The 15,639-nt window shown below is 47.7% G+C and carries 14 protein-coding genes and 1 pseudogene; 12 read left to right on the top strand and 3 right to left on the bottom strand.

Annotated elements, in window-relative coordinates; translation table 11 throughout:
- Positions 1–85 precede the first annotated feature (85 nt).
- The 12 genes and pseudogenes from nusB to cbiB all read left to right on the top strand — a co-directional run bounded on the left by nusB (position 86) and on the right by cbiB (position 9,910).
- The gene (gene nusB, locus ACMJ0U_RS02160; RefSeq protein ID WP_417127868.1) at positions 86–1,012 is read left to right on the top strand and encodes a transcription antitermination factor NusB; all 927 of its coding nucleotides are present in this window, start codon (positions 86–88) and stop codon (positions 1,010–1,012) included.
- Between the two features lie 40 nt (positions 1,013–1,052).
- Positions 1,053–1,361: a preprotein translocase subunit YajC gene (gene yajC, locus ACMJ0U_RS02155; protein WP_417127867.1), complete on the top strand. Its 309-nt coding sequence runs from the start codon at positions 1,053–1,055 to the stop codon at positions 1,359–1,361.
- Between the two features lie 12 nt (positions 1,362–1,373).
- Positions 1,374–2,408 carry a CdaR family protein gene (locus ACMJ0U_RS02150; RefSeq protein ID WP_417127871.1) on the top strand — a complete coding sequence of 345 codons (1,035 nt, stop codon included), beginning with the start codon at positions 1,374–1,376 and terminating at the stop codon, positions 2,406–2,408.
- A complete protein-coding gene (gene coaE / locus ACMJ0U_RS02145) occupies positions 2,405–3,010 on the top strand; it encodes a dephospho-CoA kinase (protein ID WP_417127866.1) in 606 nt (201 codons plus the stop codon). The genes ACMJ0U_RS02150 and coaE overlap by 4 nt, the downstream gene beginning before the upstream one ends.
- A 66-nt stretch (positions 3,011–3,076) precedes the next feature.
- Positions 3,077–3,490: a DUF5606 domain-containing protein gene (locus tag ACMJ0U_RS02140; RefSeq protein ID WP_417127864.1), complete on the top strand. Its 414-nt coding sequence runs from the start codon at positions 3,077–3,079 to the stop codon at positions 3,488–3,490.
- Positions 3,491–3,639: 149 nt separating this feature from the next.
- The gene (cobU, locus tag ACMJ0U_RS02135) at positions 3,640–4,149 is read left to right on the top strand and encodes a bifunctional adenosylcobinamide kinase/adenosylcobinamide-phosphate guanylyltransferase (protein ID WP_417127862.1); all 510 of its coding nucleotides are present in this window, start codon (positions 3,640–3,642) and stop codon (positions 4,147–4,149) included.
- A 3-nt stretch (positions 4,150–4,152) separates the two neighbouring features.
- The gene (gene cobT, locus ACMJ0U_RS02130; RefSeq protein WP_417127860.1) at positions 4,153–5,193 is read left to right on the top strand and encodes a nicotinate-nucleotide--dimethylbenzimidazole phosphoribosyltransferase; all 1,041 of its coding nucleotides are present in this window, start codon (positions 4,153–4,155) and stop codon (positions 5,191–5,193) included.
- A gap of 4 nt (positions 5,194–5,197) precedes the next feature.
- Positions 5,198–5,944 carry an adenosylcobinamide-GDP ribazoletransferase gene (locus tag ACMJ0U_RS02125; protein WP_417127858.1) on the top strand — a complete coding sequence of 249 codons (747 nt, stop codon included), beginning with the start codon at positions 5,198–5,200 and terminating at the stop codon, positions 5,942–5,944.
- Between the two features lie 18 nt (positions 5,945–5,962).
- Positions 5,963–6,472: pseudogene (cobC, locus tag ACMJ0U_RS02120) on the top strand (alpha-ribazole phosphatase); the annotation flags it as partial.
- Entirely contained in the window at positions 6,473–7,981 is a 1,509-nt protein-coding gene (locus ACMJ0U_RS02115; RefSeq protein ID WP_417127869.1) for a cobyric acid synthase, read from the top strand.
- Entirely contained in the window at positions 7,974–8,996 is a 1,023-nt protein-coding gene (locus ACMJ0U_RS02110; protein WP_417127856.1) for a threonine-phosphate decarboxylase, read from the top strand. Before ACMJ0U_RS02115 ends, ACMJ0U_RS02110 begins: the two co-directional genes overlap by 8 nt.
- Positions 8,969–9,910: an adenosylcobinamide-phosphate synthase CbiB gene (gene cbiB, locus ACMJ0U_RS02105; protein WP_417127854.1), complete on the top strand. Its 942-nt coding sequence runs from the start codon at positions 8,969–8,971 to the stop codon at positions 9,908–9,910. Before ACMJ0U_RS02110 ends, cbiB begins: the two co-directional genes overlap by 28 nt.
- 151 nt (positions 9,911–10,061) lie before the next feature.
- Here the strand turns inward: cbiB and ACMJ0U_RS02100 are convergent, their stop codons facing one another.
- The 3 genes from ACMJ0U_RS02100 to ACMJ0U_RS02090 are packed head-to-tail and all read right to left on the bottom strand — an operon-like array spanning position 10,062 to position 15,479.
- Positions 10,062–12,344, bottom strand: a complete 2,283-nt coding sequence (locus tag ACMJ0U_RS02100; protein ID WP_417127873.1) for a hypothetical protein — start codon at positions 12,342–12,344, stop codon at positions 10,062–10,064.
- Between the two features lie 39 nt (positions 12,345–12,383).
- Entirely contained in the window at positions 12,384–14,594 is a 2,211-nt protein-coding gene (locus ACMJ0U_RS02095; RefSeq protein ID WP_417127853.1) for a hypothetical protein, read from the bottom strand.
- Between the two features lie 33 nt (positions 14,595–14,627).
- Positions 14,628–15,479, bottom strand: coding sequence for a hypothetical protein (locus tag ACMJ0U_RS02090; protein WP_417127851.1), 852 nt, complete (start codon positions 15,477–15,479; stop codon positions 14,628–14,630).
- Positions 15,480–15,639: the final 160 nt, after the last annotated feature.

Raw genomic sequence — 15,639 nt, 5'->3', positions numbered from 1 at the left:
AAAAAATATAATGCTTTATGATGTGTGATAAAGGAAAAATGCTTACTTTTGCCACCTAAAATAAAATATAGTTTGTTTATATATTATGATTAACAGAGTTCTTATTCGTCTGAAGATAGTTCAGATAATTTATGCGTATTATCAGAACGGAGGTAAAAATTTGGATACTGCAGAAAAGGAGTTGTTCTTCAGTTTATCTAAAGCGTATGATTTGTATAACTATCTTTTGCTTTTGATGGTAGAGGTGACCAAGTATGCCAACAAGCGGTTGGATACAGCAAAAAATAAGCTGGTTCCTACCAAAGAAGATTTGTCTCCCAACATGAAATTCGTAGAAAATCGCTTCATTGCACAGTTGGAAACTAACAAGCAGCTGAACGCTTTTTCAGCATCTCAGAAGAAAACGTGGGAAAATGAAGGTGATTTTATCAAAAGCCTGTGTGAACAAATCATGCAGAGTGATATATATAAAGAATACATGGCCAGTGAAACGTCTTCTTATGAAGAGGATCGTGAACTATGGAGAAAGCTTTACAAAAAGATTATTTTCAACAATGCTGCTCTTGATGAAGTTCTGGAAGACCAGAGTCTGTATTGGAATGATGACAAGGAAATCGTAGATACTTTTGTATTGAAGACTATCAAACGCTTCAATCCTGAGAATGGAGAAAAGCAGGAACTTCTGCCGGAATTTAAGGACGAGGAAGACCAGGATTTTGCTCGTCGTCTGTTCCGTCGTTCCATTTTGAATGCAGATTATTACCGTCATTTGATTACTGAGAATTCAAGGAACTGGGATTTAAACCGAGTAGCTGTGATGGATGTGATTATCATGCAGATTGCATTGGCTGAAATCCTGAGTTTTCCGAACATTCCGGTGAATGTGTCTTTGAATGAATATGTAGAGATTGCTAAACTGTATAGCACTCCAAAGAGCGGTGGTTTTATCAATGGAACTTTGGACGGCATTGTTAATCAATTGAAAAAGGAAAATAAGCTGACCAAAAACTGATATATTTGTCTAGCTATTATTAATATAAACCGAGAAACGTATGAATTTGTTAGCTGTAGTATTGCAGGCACAGGGAGGAGCGGATTACTCTTTCCTTATTATGATGGTGGCCATTTTCGCCATTATGTACTTTTTTATGATTCGTCCCCAGAACAAGAAACAGAAAGAAATTGCCAAGTTCCGCAAGAGCTTGGAAGTTGGACAGTCTGTAGTAACCGCTGGTGGTATTTATGGAAAAATTAAGGAAGTAGAAGATAATACTGTTGTGGTTGAAGTGGCTGCTGGTGTAAAAATCAAAGTAGATAAGAATTCAATTTATGCAGATGCACAGGCACAGCCTGCAAAATAATTGTGAATGACTATGTTCGATCGAAAGAACATAAAGCGATATTACTTGATACTTATACGAAAAATCAGGAACTTTCTGCTCAGTGCAAAGAGCAGAGAGTTTCTGATTTTTCTGTTTTTTGTATTTGTGTCCCTGTGTTTCTGGTTTTTGCAGACCATGAATGACATTTATCAAACGGAGTTTAAAATTCCGGTCAGGCTGAGAAATGTGCCGAAAGAAGCGGTTATGACTTCAGAACTGCCTGATGAAATCCGGGTGAAGGTAGAAGATAGAGGTACGGTGTTACTGAATTATATGCTGGGACGTACCTTCTTTCCTCTGACTTTTAACTTTGAGGATTACCAGGAGAAAGGTTCTTATGTGCGCATTCCTCAGGCAGAGGTTCTGAAAAAAATCAGTGCCCAGTTGAATAATTCTACGCAACTCATTTCCGTACACCCGGACACGTTGGATTATATTTATTCAAGAGGAATACCCAAGAAGGTGCCGGTGGCTGTGGGTGGAGAAGTCTCGGCTGGCAGACAATATTATGTGTCGGATATTCAGGTTATACCCGATTCGGTGGTGGTGTACGCTCCTCAAGGGGTGTTGAACACGGTTTTGACAGCCTATACACAGCCTTTTCATTGGACAAATGTAACAGATACGCTGAAAAAACATATCAATTTGCAGAAGCTTCATGGCGTGAAGTTTGTGCCCTCGTCTGTAGACGTGGTGGCATATGTAGATATGTATTCAGAGAAGACACTGGAAGTTCCCGTGGTCGGAATCGGTTTCCCGAAAGGAAAAGTTTTGCGAACGTTTCCTTCCAAGGTACAGATAACCATGCAAGTAGGATTGAAGAACTTCAAGTCGGTTGCGGAGAACGATTTTCTGGTTGGTGTTTCTTATGCAGATGTGATGGAAAATAAGTCGGAGAAACTACCGCTTACTGTAAAAAAATATCCGGATGTAGTAAGTCACGTGCGTGTGACTCCTTCCTCTGTAGATTACCTGATTGAACAGCAGACCGTAAGCGAACCCTCTAAAGAAAAAGAATCGGAATGATCAAGATTGGAATCACAGGAGGTATCGGGAGTGGTAAATCCTATGTGTCGCATTTGCTGGAAAAAGCAGGCATTCCTGTTTATGACACGGATACAGAAGCCAAAAAACTGACGCTTTCTCATCCTCGGATACGTGAGGGGTTACTGGCTTTGTTGGGAGAAGAAGTGTATGAGGCAGACGGTTCATTGAATAAGCCTGTGCTGGCAAATTACTTGTTTGCCTCGGCAGAGAATGCCGGACGTGTTAACCGTATCATTCATCCTTGTGTGCATGAAGATTTCCAACAGTGGGCAGACCGTCAGGCCGCATCCGGCACGGAGGTGGTGGCTATGGAGAGCGCCATCCTGTTTGAATCGGGTTTCCATGCAGCCGTCGACTATGTTGTGATGGTGTATGCTCCCTTGGAGTTGCGTATAACGCGGGCTATGCAGCGGGATGCCGCTACGGAAGCACAGATAAAGGCCCGTATTTCCGCACAGATGGATGACGAAGAAAAGAAGCGTCGGGCCGACTATGTCATTTTCAATGACGAAAAACTACAGCTGGATACGCAGATTGCAGCGTTGGAAGAGTGGCTTGCCCACAGAAAAACGGGCCGATAGTTTGTGTATGTCATTCGTGCGTTGTATTTTTGTCACTCGTAATTAAATTAATCATTTTAGGAATATATGTTGAAGACTATTTTAGCAATTTCTGGAAAACCAGGTTTATACAAACTGATTTCTCAGGCAAAGAATATGCTGATTGTGGAAACTGTCAGTGCTGAAAAGAAAAGAGTACCGGTCTATGCTAGTGATAAGGTAATCTCTTTGGGCGATATTGCCATGTATACTGATGCAGAGGAAATAGCTTTGGGTGAAGTGCTGGAATCTGTAAAGAAGAAAGAAAACGGAAACGTGGCTTCTTTGGATTACAAGAAAGCTTCTGCGGAAGAACTGCACGCATTCATGGCTGAAGTATTGCCTAACTACGACCGTGACCGTGTACATACCAGTGACATTAAGAAATTGATTCAGTGGTACAATCTGCTGGTGTCAAACGGAGAAACTGATTTCGTAGAAACAGAAAAAGCAGCCGAATAAAGCAGAAGAGTCGTACAGCTTGATGTACAATTTTGAACAGGAAACTGTCTCAAGGTAAACGGATGCATCGTTCCGGCTACGGAGTGCACATTTGCCTTGAGACAGTTTTTATTTATACTAACGGAAGCTGAGAACCACAGCAGAAGAATATGAAGAAGATAATACTGATTACGGGAGGCGAGCGTTCCGGGAAAAGCAGTTATGCAGAACGTCTGGCCCATGAGTTGTCAACATCGCCGGTGTATATGGCTACGGCAAAGATATGGGACGAGGAATTTCGTCGCCGGGTGGAGCGTCACCAGCAAAACCGGGGCCCGGAGTGGACGAACATCGAAGAAGAAAAGGAACTGAGCCGTCATGACATTACGGGCCGGGTGGCCGTCATTGATTGCGTGACACTTTGGTGTACGAACTACTTTGTGGAGCAGCCAGAAGTGTCACTCGCCTTAGAGGCCTTGAAGCAGGAATTCGACCGTTTCACCGCTCAGGATGCGACCTTTATTTTCGTGACGAATGAGATTGGCATGGGTGGCGTTTCACCCAATGAGGTACAGCGTCGTTTCACCGATTTGCAAGGATGGATGAACCAGTATATTGCTTCGAAAGCCAATCAGGTAGTACTGATGGTTTCCGGTATTCCGGTTAAAGTGAAAGGATAAATCATGCATAAGTTTACTATAGCACCTATTGCCTGTCCGGAGTTGGAGCAGGCAGCCCGTGAAAAGATTGATAACCTGACGAAACCGAAAGGCTCTCTAGGGCGTCTGGAGGAACTGGCCCTGCAGGTTTGTATGATTCAGCAGACCTTGTCGCCTTCTTTAAAAAATCCCTGTAACTTGCTTTTTGCAGCCGACCACGGCATTGTGGAAGAGAAGGTCAGTGCTTCGCCCAAGGAGATTACCTGGCAGCAAATCAGTAATTTCCTGCACGGAGGGGCCGGTATCAACTTTCTGTGCCGTCAGCATGGATTCCGTCTGGAAATCATTGATGCGGGAGTGGATTACGACTTGCCCTACGAAAAAGGTATCATTGATATGAAAGTCCGTCGCGGCACACGTAATTTCCTTCACGAAGATGCCATGACACCCGAAGAGATGAACCTGTGTCTGGAGCGTGGGGCACAATGCGTAGACCGTATTCAGGCAGTAGGTTGTAATGTGGTGAGTTTCGGTGAAATGGGAGTAGGAAACACCTCCGCTTCTTCCTTGTGGATGAGTTGCCTGACGGGCATCCCGCTGGAACAATGCGTGGGAGCCGGCAGCGGTCTGTATGGAGAAGCCATGACCCATAAGTTCCGGGTACTTCAGCAGGCCCTTCAGCAGTTCTCGGGCGAGCATACGGTGGAAGAAATCCTGCGCCGTTTCGGGGGGCTTGAGATGATGATGGCGGTAGGTGGCATGCTGCGTGCGGCAGAGTTGCGCATGGTCATTCTGGTAGACGGCTTTATCATGACCAACTGCATACTGGCCGCTTCACGTCTTTGTCCTGACGTGCTTTCGTATGCCGTGTTCGGACACCAGGGAGATGAAAGTGGACACAAATTGTTGCTGGACTACCTGCACGCCCGTCCGTTGTTGAATCTGTCTTTGCGCCTGGGTGAGGGAAGCGGTTCCGTCTGTGCCTTTCCTATCCTCGATTCAGCCGTGCGGATGCTGAATGAGATGGATACTTTTGCCCATGCCTCCATTACCAAATACTTCTGACCTCATGAATAATTTACTGGCTGCCCTGATGTTTTTCACCCGTCTGCCTTTCTGGCGGATTTGTAGCGTGCCGTCCGAGTGTTTCCGGCACGTGGTGAGCTACTGGAGCCTTTGCGGATGGCTCACGGGGGGAGTGATGGCCCTGTCTTTCTGGGTTTTCTCCACCTGGTTTCCTTTACCGGTAGCGGTATTGCTGGCCTTGTGTACCCGTCTTTTTCTGACGGGAGCTTTGCATGAAGACGGTCTGGCCGATTTCTTCGATGGATTTGGTGGCGGACGCGACCGGGAAGGCATTCTCCGCATCATGAAAGATTCTCATATCGGGAGTTACGGTGTGCTGGGGCTGATATTGTATTACCTGCTCTCGTTCTCGTTATTGGTATCCTTGCCTGCGCCTGTCATTCCCTGGGTGCTGTGCGTGGCCGACCCTTTCTGTAAGTTTGTATGCAGTTTCATGCTCCTGTTCCTTCCGTACGCCCGAAAAGAAGAAGAAAGTAAGGCCAAGGTCGTTTATACCCGCATGAGCCTTTCGGAGTGGATAGTCAATGCCGCAGGAGGATTGTTGCCCTTGCTGCTTTTACCTCTTTCTTACTGGGGAATGCTGTGCTTTCCATGTGTACTTTTCATTGGATTGGGCTGGCTGCTCAAACGGCGTTTAGGAGGATATACCGGCGACTGTTGTGGCGCGCTTTTCCTCTTGTGTGAACTGGCGTGCTGGATGGGAGCGGTAGTGATGGCATATAATTTTTAATACGGTTAAACATAAAAGATGAAAGTATATTTAGTTCGACATACTTCGGTGGATGTGGCACCTGGAACGTGCTACGGGCAGACCGATGTGCCGTTGCGTGCTTCGTTTGAAGATGAGGCTGAGGTATGTAAAAAGATTCTTCAGGATACGGGAATGTGTTTTTCACGTATCTATACCAGTCCCTTGTCCCGTTGTACACGCTTGGCGGCCTATTGCGGCTTTCCCCAAGCGGAACGTGACGAACGGCTGAAAGAGATGAACATGGGTGAGTGGGAGATGCAGCGCTTTGAGAAGATAACCGACCCGCGCATCCAGGAATGGTATGACGATTACCTGCGGGTGCGGACCACCGGCGGTGAGTCGTTCATGGATGTGCTGGCCCGTGTGTCCGATTTCCTTGACCATCTGGACCGTACCTCAGGTCCGGTACTGGTATTTGCCCATGGAGGGGTGCTGGTGGCCGCACAGGTCTATGCCGGTAAGGTAAAGCTGGAAGATGCCATGAAAGCCTTGCCTCCCTACGGAGGGATGGTGGAAATTGACCTGCCGCTTCCACGCTTGCATCCGCTCATGCTGGCAGGAACGGGCAGTGACGTGGGCAAGAGTGTACTGGCTGCGGCGTTATGCCGTATCTTCTTGCAGGACGGCTATCGTCCGGCACCTTTTAAGGCACAGAACATGGCACTCAACTCGTATGCTACTCCCGAAGGACTGGAAATCGGACGGGCGCAGGCGGTGCAGGCCGAGGCGGCAGGAGTACCCTGCCATACCGACATGAACCCCTTGCTGCTGAAACCGACTTCCGACCATACCTCACAAGTGGTACTGAACGGCAAGCCCATAGGTAACCGGAGTGCGTATGCCTATTTCCGGACAGAGGGCCGGGATGAGTTGCGTCGGGAAGTGAACCAGGCATTCGACCGCTTGGCAGCCCGTTACAATCCGGTGGTGATGGAAGGAGCGGGCAGCATTTCGGAAATCAACCTGAAGGATACGGATTTGGTGAACCTGCCCATGGCGCGTCATGCTCATGCCGATGTGATTCTGGTAGCCGACATCGACCGGGGAGGCGTGTTCGCCAGTGCCTACGGTTCGGTGGCCTTGCAGACACCGGAAGACCGCAAGCGCATCAAGGGAATCATTGTCAACAAGTTTCGCGGCGACCTTCGCTTGTTCGAGTCGGGGGTGAAGATGATGGAAGAAATCTGCGGCATTCCGGTGCTGGGCGTGATACCGTATTACCACGACATCTACATCGAGGAAGAAGATTCGGTGGAACTTTCCTTGAAACAGCGGAAAGCGGTACAGGGGAAGGTCAACGTGGCGGTGGTGTTGCTCCGTCATCTGTCCAACTTCACCGACTTCAATATGCTGGAACATGACGAACGGGTAAATCTGTATTACACGAACAACGTGGATGACCTGATGAAGGCCGACATCATTCTGCTGCCCGGAAGCAAGAGTACCATCGACGATTTGTACGAACTGCGCCGTAACGGAGTGGCACAAGCCATTCTTCAGGCACGCCGCAACGGCGCTACCGTGATGGGAATTTGTGGCGGATACCAGATGATGGGCCAGCGGATTGCCGACCCCGACGGGGTGGAAGGAAGCATCAGCCAGATGCCCGGACTGGGACTTCTGCCGACGGAGACGGTTATCGAAGGAGAGAAGGTGACGCGTCAGGTTCGTTTTGCTTTCCTGTCTTCCGAAGAACCGAACTGCACGGGATACGAAATCCACATGGGGCGTACTACGGCGGTGGAAGGAGAGACTTTGACTCCGCTGGTGCGTCTGGAGAATGGAGAGACGGATGGCTGTGTGGCAGACCGGAAATGTGCCGGTTCCTATATTCACGGCATACTGGATAATCCGGAAGTGATAGAATGGCTGCTGGCTCCGTATGCCGGAAAGCTGGAGCAACCCCAGCTGGACTATGCCGCTTTCAAGGAAGAACAATACAACAAGCTGGCCGACCATGTGCGGAAGCACCTGAACATGCCGCTGCTTTACCAAATACTGACTCAAAATGATTAACGGACACGGAGACGACGCCTATCGCTATACGGCCATTCGTGCCAATTTCAGTTCGAATGTATACCATCGGGTGAACCATGGCGGATTGAACCGCTACCTGGCCGGATGCCTGTCGTGCATCCGTTCCTATCCGGAACCGGAACCCTATGCGCTGGCTGCCGAGCTGGCCCGGTTGTATGGGGTCAGTCCGGAGGAAGTCTGTGTGACGAATGGAGCCACGGAGGCCATCTACCTCATTGCTCAGGCTTTTCGCGGAAGTCATTCTGCCGTATGGATACCCACTTTCAGTGAATATGCCGATGCCTGCCGCTTGCACGGACATCAGGTGGAAGGCATTTCCAGTCTGGAGCAACTGACGGACGACGAAGGGATTTTCTGGCTGTGTAATCCGAACAACCCCACGGGGCAGACGTGGGATGCCGCCACGCTTCGCCGCCTGATAGCCGCACATCCCCGAAAGCTTTTTGTCATCGACCAGTCGTATGCGCTGTTTACGGAGAAAGAGGTGCTGTCCGTGGCCGAGACGGTGAGGCTGCCTAACGTATTGCTGCTGCATTCCATGACCAAATGCTATGCCGTGCCGGGCCTGCGCCTGGGAGCGGTGACGGGCAGCAGGGAGCTTCTTTCCCGGATACGTGCCTGCCGTATGCCCTGGTCGGTCAATGCCCTGGCCGTGGAAGCCGGACATTACCTGTTGCGGCATCCGGAGGAATATCGCATGGACATACAGGCTCTGCTGGCTGAACGGAAGCGGGTGACCGATGCGCTGGAAGCTTCGGGTGGGGTAGAGGTACTGCCTACAGATACGCATTATTTTCTGGCACGGCTTCACAAGGGAACCGCGGCGCAACTGAAGGAGTATCTGGCTGTCCGGCACGGACTGCTGATTCGCGACGCATCTAATTTTGAAGGACTGGATGCACGTTATTTCCGTATTGCCATACAGACAACAGAAGAAAACAACCAATTAATTGAAGGTATATACGAATGGATACAGGACTCGCAATGGTATTGATTCCTCTGGCAGGAGGTTTTTTGCTTGACAAGATTCTGGGTGACCCGCTGTGGCTGCCCCATCCGGTGGTGGGATTCGGAAAACTGATTTCCCGGTGTGAGCGCAGAGGAAATCGGGGAACTCACCGCAGACGGAATGGGGCATGGACCGCGATAGGGCTGGTCGTCCTTACCTTCTTGGTGAGCGAAGGATTGCTGGAAGCGGCGGCGCTGCTGCATCCGTGGATAAAGATGTTACTTTCGGTAGTGGCCGTATTCTATTGTCTGGCCGGGAAAACCCTGATAGATGAAGTCCGGATGGTGTTTGAGGCGGCAGATTGTTCATTGGAAGCCGGAAGAAAACAAGTGGCCCGTATCGTGGGAAGAGATACCTCTGCCTTGTCCGGCCAGGAGGTGCGTACGGCTGCCCTCGAGACTTTGGCCGAGAACCTGAGTGACGGTGTCATCGCTCCGCTTTTCTGGTATTTCTTGTTGGGTGTGCCCGGCATGCTGGCGTATAAGATGGTCAATACCCTCGATTCCATGATTGGCTACCGGAATGCCCGTTACAAGGATTTTGGCTGCTGGGCAGCCCGTATGGACGATGTGGCCAATTACTTTCCCGCCCGGCTGACAGCCCTGCTGATGGTGCTGGTTTCCGGCCGTTGGTCGCTATTGAAGTTTGTGGCGCATTACGGACGGATGCATGCCAGCCCCAATTCCGGTTATCCGGAAGCCGCGCTGGCCGGAATCCTGAACTGTCGTTTTGGCGGTCCGCACGATTACTTCGGCGAGACCGTTTACAAGCCTTTCATCGGATGCAATCCTCGTCCGCTGGACAGCCGGGATATGCGTGTGGCTATCCGCATTAACCGTCTGGCTGAACTGCTGATGCTGCTTCTTATGGCAGGAGCTTTTGGAGCTGTTTTTCAGTGATTTTTTGAGAAAACAGGCAGTTTTCTGCAAGCATAAAAAAACGCAAGTGCGTTTGGACTGAAACTCTTTTACGTTTTAGTTCAAACGCACTTGCGTTTTAAGTAAAACGTCCTTGCGTTTGAATGCAAACGCAAAGACGTTTTGAGGGTTGTTATTCATAAATGTATTCTACATCCGATTTCTTAAAGCGAAGAAGTCGGCTGTCGTTCGGGCCTGCGCCGTTCTTGCTTGGATAAAGTCCTGCCATTGTTCCGTTATAAAACCATCCCTGTCCGTTGCTGGGCGAGTAAGTAGCCCATAGCATGGCATTGTAGTGACCATGTTTGATACCATTGTCGTCCCATTGTGCTCCAGGGCCGTACCATACAAGCGGTTCGTATTGCTGCTCTGCATTGTTGTACATCTGTATGTAAATCAGGTCAGACAGTGCTACGCTTCCTACCGTAATGTCGTTTCTTCTTCTTTGGCGGCGCTGAATGTTTGTTCCTCCGTTCCATGCCGTGGTATGACTGCCATCCCACATAATCCAGATGGTTCCGCTGGTTGAATTTAAGACTCTTTCAAAGTTCTCCATGGAAGGAAGTTCGTAGCCGTCGGGAGCCATGGCGGTGGCATCCAGTTTGTTGATGTGCTCGCCGGACGGACCGTATCCTTTCAGCTTGGCCACTCCTCCGTCGTCAATTACTTCCATACCCTGCGTCGTTTTTCCCTGATACTGCCACTTCCATAGTTTGAAGAACTCTTCTGGCGTACAGTCGCGCAGATAGTCGAATACGGTTTTCCCTGCTTTTGCAGCCGGGTCGTTCGACGAGAGTATCTGGTCGCTGAAGTTCTTGGAATCTCCCATGGCATTGTATTTGCACCACCATACTCCGTTGAGGTAGGTTACGGGGAGTCCCCAGTTGCGGCGTACTACCGTGTATTCTTCTCTGTCTGTACCGTCGGTATTACAGATAATCAAAGTTGCTTTCTGCTTGCGTCCGTTGGCCGTAGGGTCGTTAGGCTTCCAGCCTCCTATGATGCGGAATGAGTTAGGTGTTTCAGTCCGTTCTTCCAATTTGATCCATTTACCCTCGCCATTTTCATATTCTACCGTCAGTTTTTTCGATTCCGGCAGGGTGATGATGCCCAGTTCATTGTCAATGTAACGTTCAAAGTCAAATTCATAACCTTCATTGAACTGGATGAGTCCTTCCAGTTTGACTGGGTTTTCCGACAATACCAGTGTCAGGCAATCTTCCTCGTAGTTCTGGTTCAGTCCTTTCCGATGGAATCTGAGTTTCACTTCCTGTCCGGCAACTCCCAGTCTCCATTTTTCTTTTTGGATGCGGAATACATTCTTTCCTATTGTTTCCGGACTCGTACCTCCCAATGATTCTATCGTTATCGGCATGTTTCCTGGAATAAGTTCCAGTTCATTGTCGCAGTCAATGGCTAGTGTCATATCTGTAGCTGTATAAGGAAGAGTCACCAGAGTTTTTTCCGCATTGACCGTTACATTGCTTGGAAGTACGGATTCTTCGGTGTCCACTTTCAGACTCTGTACTTCAGGCGCTAAGAGATGGTCGCCTCCGTTTTCCCATTCGATGATATCTATTTTTGCTTCTCCGGTAGCAGGGTCTACACTGAGGTTCAGCGCGTAAACCGTATTACGTTTCAGTATAGATGGCAGGGAGGTTTCAACGGTCATGTCCTTGCCGTTCTTCAGAATGTCTACGATAGCTGTCAAATCAGTACCGGTCTGTTCGTAGATGTAGGCAATGCCTGGGGTACTTGCTCCCAGTGGTTGCGTAAACTCAATGCTCACATCTTTCGGATTTGCCTCATTGGGAATAGCTGTCGGGTCTTTTGAAAATAAAAAGCTACGTTGTGCCATGTTTTTCAACGTAAGTTTTTTTACTTCTACAGATTCGCTTGTTTGAATGGACAGATCAAATCGGGCAGTTCCTCTTACCATATTCATTTGTAAGGTGTTTTCACTGCTTTTCCCTAAATCAACCATGCCAGAGAAGAAATCTACACTGCTCATTGTTCCTCCCGTTGTGGTGATGGTAGTTTCCAGCCACTCTTCTTCAGTGATGCCCTGTGCTTTCAGGTCTTGAAGGTTGATGCGGTCTGAAGTGTTGGCCAGCATATACAGATGTCCTTCCTGTTTGTTTACCGGAAGTACGTATTGGGTTCCTTCTTTGGTAAACTGGGTATAGACTTCTGTCAGTATGCCGTTTTCGAACAAACAAGCCTGCATGTTGTTTATCCCGTCTTCGTCGGGAAGGGAGGAGGATGCTCCTTCTACCGTGAACGTACTTATCTGTGCTTTCACGGTTCTGTTCTGTGAGCTGCCGTTATCTTCATTAGGTGTATCATTGCTGCATGCTGTAGTGAAGAATAGGGCAGAGAAGATGCTTAAAATCTGTATGTATTTTTTGATGTACATATATACTGATTTGTTTTCTGTTTTGTTATTGTCTGTTTTTTATTCGTAGATATATTCTACCGGTGTTTTGATGCATCGGATGGTGCGGGTCTTTTGTGCATTGCTAGCTGCATACTTGAACCAGTTTCCTCTGCCGTCGCTATGGGAATATCCTTCCATCATCCAGGTGCTTCCACTATTTCCGTAAGTGGCAAGTAGAATCATCATTTTTGATATGCTTGTAGCATCCCACTGATGTCCCAGACCGCAGAGGGTCCAGTGATTACCTTCGTATTCAAAATCATAGAAAGTAATCGGCCCGTATTCCAATCCCTGGAAGGTAGCATTGCGTTCCACGACCTTGAAGTTCAGTATTTGGCCCAGTCCGTTGTTGAAAACTCCAGGATTGAAATATTTCAAATTGTAGTTCGTACCTCCTGTAAAGAAACGGTAGTCATCGAAATCTGGAATCTGGTAGCCGTCGGGAGCCATGACAGTGGGAGCTAGGGTTCCGAAATTATCTGTCTTGGTTTGGTATCCTTCATAATAGAATGACGTGCCGTTGTGGGTCAGCTCTAATCCGTCGGGATTTCCTGCCTGATACTGGTCACCCAAGATGTGCAGGAATTCGTCGTCGGAGCATGAAGTCAGGTAATCGGCCAGACTGCTGTTTTTTGCAGGGTCTGCGTTAATCAGGATTTGGTCGGTGAAATTCTTCACATTACCTCTCAGGTTGTACTTGCACCACCATGTTCCGTTGATATTTACAACCGGTAGTCCCCAGTTTTGTCGTCGGATGGTATAGATTTCCTGGTGGCTTCCGTCCTTATCAGCAATGATTAATTCGCCGGCCTGTTCCCGTCCGTCAGCTTTAGGGTCGTTGGGTTTCCATCCTCCCAGCAGACGGAATGTGTTGTTTCCTTCATCGGTGAGTTTCATCCATTGTGCTTCTTCGCCATTGAATTTCAGCGTGGCAGTTTTTCCTTCAGGTAAAATTAGGTTGGCCAGTTCTCCGTCTACGTATCTGTTGAAGTTACATTCTCCGTTTTCGTCGAACTTGATAAGTCCGCTCAACTCTATCGGATTAGGTGTGAAGACCAGTACCACTCTGCCGGTTTGTATCTGGTCTTTGTGAACATCCAGATACACGTATTCATATTTGCTTCCTGGCATTTTCTGTCTGCTGGCAACCTGAATCTGTGCTATGGGAGAGAGGCTTCTGGAACGACTGGCAGTGGTTATCGTAACTCCTTCTGCTTCTCCGATAATGCTGACCTCTGCTCCTGCTTCTGCGGCCAGAGTAACCTGGAAGTTACTTTTCCAATAAGGAACGAACACCGTGTCGCCTCGTTCATTAACGGTTACTCCTTCTGATAATTGTGAGCTTTCTTTGTCTACCAATCCTTTGAGCGTGAGACCAGATTCAGAAGACTGTCCGCTTTCCCAATCATTTGTCAGTACTTCCACTTTCAGGTCGGCGCCGTTTCCATAGACTTTAAGCGTATAAACGGTATTGCGCTTTAATGCGGGCAGCGTCGTTCTCAGACGATGCCAGCCTCCATTAGCCGTCATCAGGATTTCCACCTCATGTCCGTTGGAGGTTTGTTCCGGAAGGTAGTAGATAGCTGACTTGCCATTCTTGAATGGTTGTTCGCCAAAATCCTTTGTCAAGTTGGTTCTTTCCACATCCTTTAAGATGTTCTCGCTACCAGCTTCATTTACCAGGCCAGTCAGTGCTACATCTTTTATTACTACACTGTTTACCTCTGCATCTTGAAAGGCTGATTCCAAATCGATGCGGGCTACCGTACGTTTTAAGGCTACAGAGAAGGAAGCATTACCCGAACTCAAGTCTGCCTGTCCGTTCATCAGCACATACTCCGATGCCATTTCTTCAGAAGTAGCGGTCAGGTTCAGGAATTCATCCAATGTAGTGACATCATCTGTCAGATTTGTTTTTGAAATCACACTTTCACCATTGGCCAGAAAATAGATATTTCCTTTTATCTGTTCAAGGTCGAGACGGCACGTTCCTTCATCGTTTACCTGTAAAGATTTGAACGATTCTTTCAGTATCCCGTTCTCAAAGCGGTAAGCATTGAGGGTATGTATTTGAAGGTCAGTATCGGTGTCCGTTTCGTTTATCATACCGGCTCTGGAAAAGTTGACGGTCAGCGTTCCGTCTGAGTCTTGCGAGTGCTGAATATCTTCCTGAAGACAACCACTCAGTAAAAACAAGCCTGCGCTTGCCAGTGTAAGTATATATTTCATATTCATTTTTTTGTCGGATTTAATATCGTTAGCTTATTGGTATCGGTGAGGGTTTTGAGCACTGTTCAAATAGTTCTTGGAGTCAATAGGCATATTCTTGATGTTATTGACATAGAAATTATTCATCAGTTTTTCTGCCCATGGTCCATAAGTAAATGAACTGTTGTGCCCGTATCCCATAACGTGACCAAGTTCATGAAACATGACACTGCAGGCGTATGCATTAAAGTAGTGTTCGAACCATCCTTGCTGGTAAGAACCAAACGCACTTCCTCCTCCTAAACCAATGATTCCGTTTCCTGGGTAGACCAGTCCCACCTGAAGGGTTCTGGCTGTACGCATCTGTTGCAATACTGCTTCTACCTTTACGGGTTGTTTGTTATCATCGTATAATTGGTCGGCATTGTCACGCAGAATCTGCTCGTGTTCCGGCATGTCAATCATATAGGTGAAGTTCAGGAAGAGAGCTACCGACTCTCGGCAATGTACGGGGCGTATTCCCATCCAGTTTCCTACTGGTCCGCCGTCTTCTTTTTCAGGGTCTCCACCGTATAAGTCCCAATAGATATTCCAGCCATGTTTGATTTCCTGCAATTTGGCCCAAAATGGATCGTCTGATTCAATTTTGAGTACAGCGCCTGAAAGCTCTGCAGCCGTTTTTTTGCTTATTTCAATGACTTTACCCGATTCTGTGCGGCACATTACCGAACGTTCTATCAATGGAATCTCTTCATAGAAATCGCAGAATGCCGGGATTGAGTCGAAATAAGCCAGGTCAAAATACTCACTGCTTACTTGTGGTAATTTCATCTTTATCAATACATTACTCAGTTTTCGGGGAGAATAAAAGCGGGCGTGCAGCTTTCCTTCTTCTGTCACAGCCAACTGAAGTGGTTGAGACGTATTAACGTGAGTTCGAAATAAGAATAAATATATTTCACTGATAATTAGAAACATAGCGATAAAAGTATTAAATTTATAGTGCTGAATTATAACATTTAAACGATTACCACTATGTTTCCAGAGTCTAAGGTTACAGAGATTT

The sequence above is a fragment of the Phocaeicola sp. genome (assembly GCF_048170425.1).
GTDB lineage: Bacteria > Bacteroidota > Bacteroidia > Bacteroidales > Bacteroidaceae > Phocaeicola.
Note: the sequence above shows the minus strand (reverse complement) of the source record. Positions and strands in the feature narration are given on the sequence as shown.

What these genes read in the sequence shown, in the direction of transcription:
- nusB (WP_417127868.1), top strand. Translation starts at nt 86, where the DNA reads ATGATTAACAGAGTTCTTATTCGTCTGAAGATAGTTCAGATAATTTAT.
- yajC (WP_417127867.1), top strand. Translation starts at nt 1,053, where the DNA reads ATGAATTTGTTAGCTGTAGTATTGCAGGCACAGGGAGGAGCGGATTAC.
- ACMJ0U_RS02150 (WP_417127871.1), top strand. Translation starts at nt 1,374, where the DNA reads ATGTTCGATCGAAAGAACATAAAGCGATATTACTTGATACTTATACGA.
- coaE (WP_417127866.1), top strand. Translation starts at nt 2,405, where the DNA reads ATGATCAAGATTGGAATCACAGGAGGTATCGGGAGTGGTAAATCCTAT.
- ACMJ0U_RS02140 (WP_417127864.1), top strand. Translation starts at nt 3,077, where the DNA reads ATGTTGAAGACTATTTTAGCAATTTCTGGAAAACCAGGTTTATACAAA.
- cobU (WP_417127862.1), top strand. Translation starts at nt 3,640, where the DNA reads ATGAAGAAGATAATACTGATTACGGGAGGCGAGCGTTCCGGGAAAAGC.
- cobT (WP_417127860.1), top strand. Translation starts at nt 4,153, where the DNA reads ATGCATAAGTTTACTATAGCACCTATTGCCTGTCCGGAGTTGGAGCAG.
- ACMJ0U_RS02125 (WP_417127858.1), top strand. Translation starts at nt 5,198, where the DNA reads ATGAATAATTTACTGGCTGCCCTGATGTTTTTCACCCGTCTGCCTTTC.
- ACMJ0U_RS02115 (WP_417127869.1), top strand. Translation starts at nt 6,473, where the DNA reads ATGGTGGAAATTGACCTGCCGCTTCCACGCTTGCATCCGCTCATGCTG.
- ACMJ0U_RS02110 (WP_417127856.1), top strand. Translation starts at nt 7,974, where the DNA reads ATGATTAACGGACACGGAGACGACGCCTATCGCTATACGGCCATTCGT.
- cbiB (WP_417127854.1), top strand. Translation starts at nt 8,969, where the DNA reads ATGGATACAGGACTCGCAATGGTATTGATTCCTCTGGCAGGAGGTTTT.
- ACMJ0U_RS02100 (WP_417127873.1), bottom strand. Translation starts at nt 12,344, where the DNA reads ATGTACATCAAAAAATACATACAGATTTTAAGCATCTTCTCTGCCCTA.
- ACMJ0U_RS02095 (WP_417127853.1), bottom strand. Translation starts at nt 14,594, where the DNA reads ATGAAATATATACTTACACTGGCAAGCGCAGGCTTGTTTTTACTGAGT.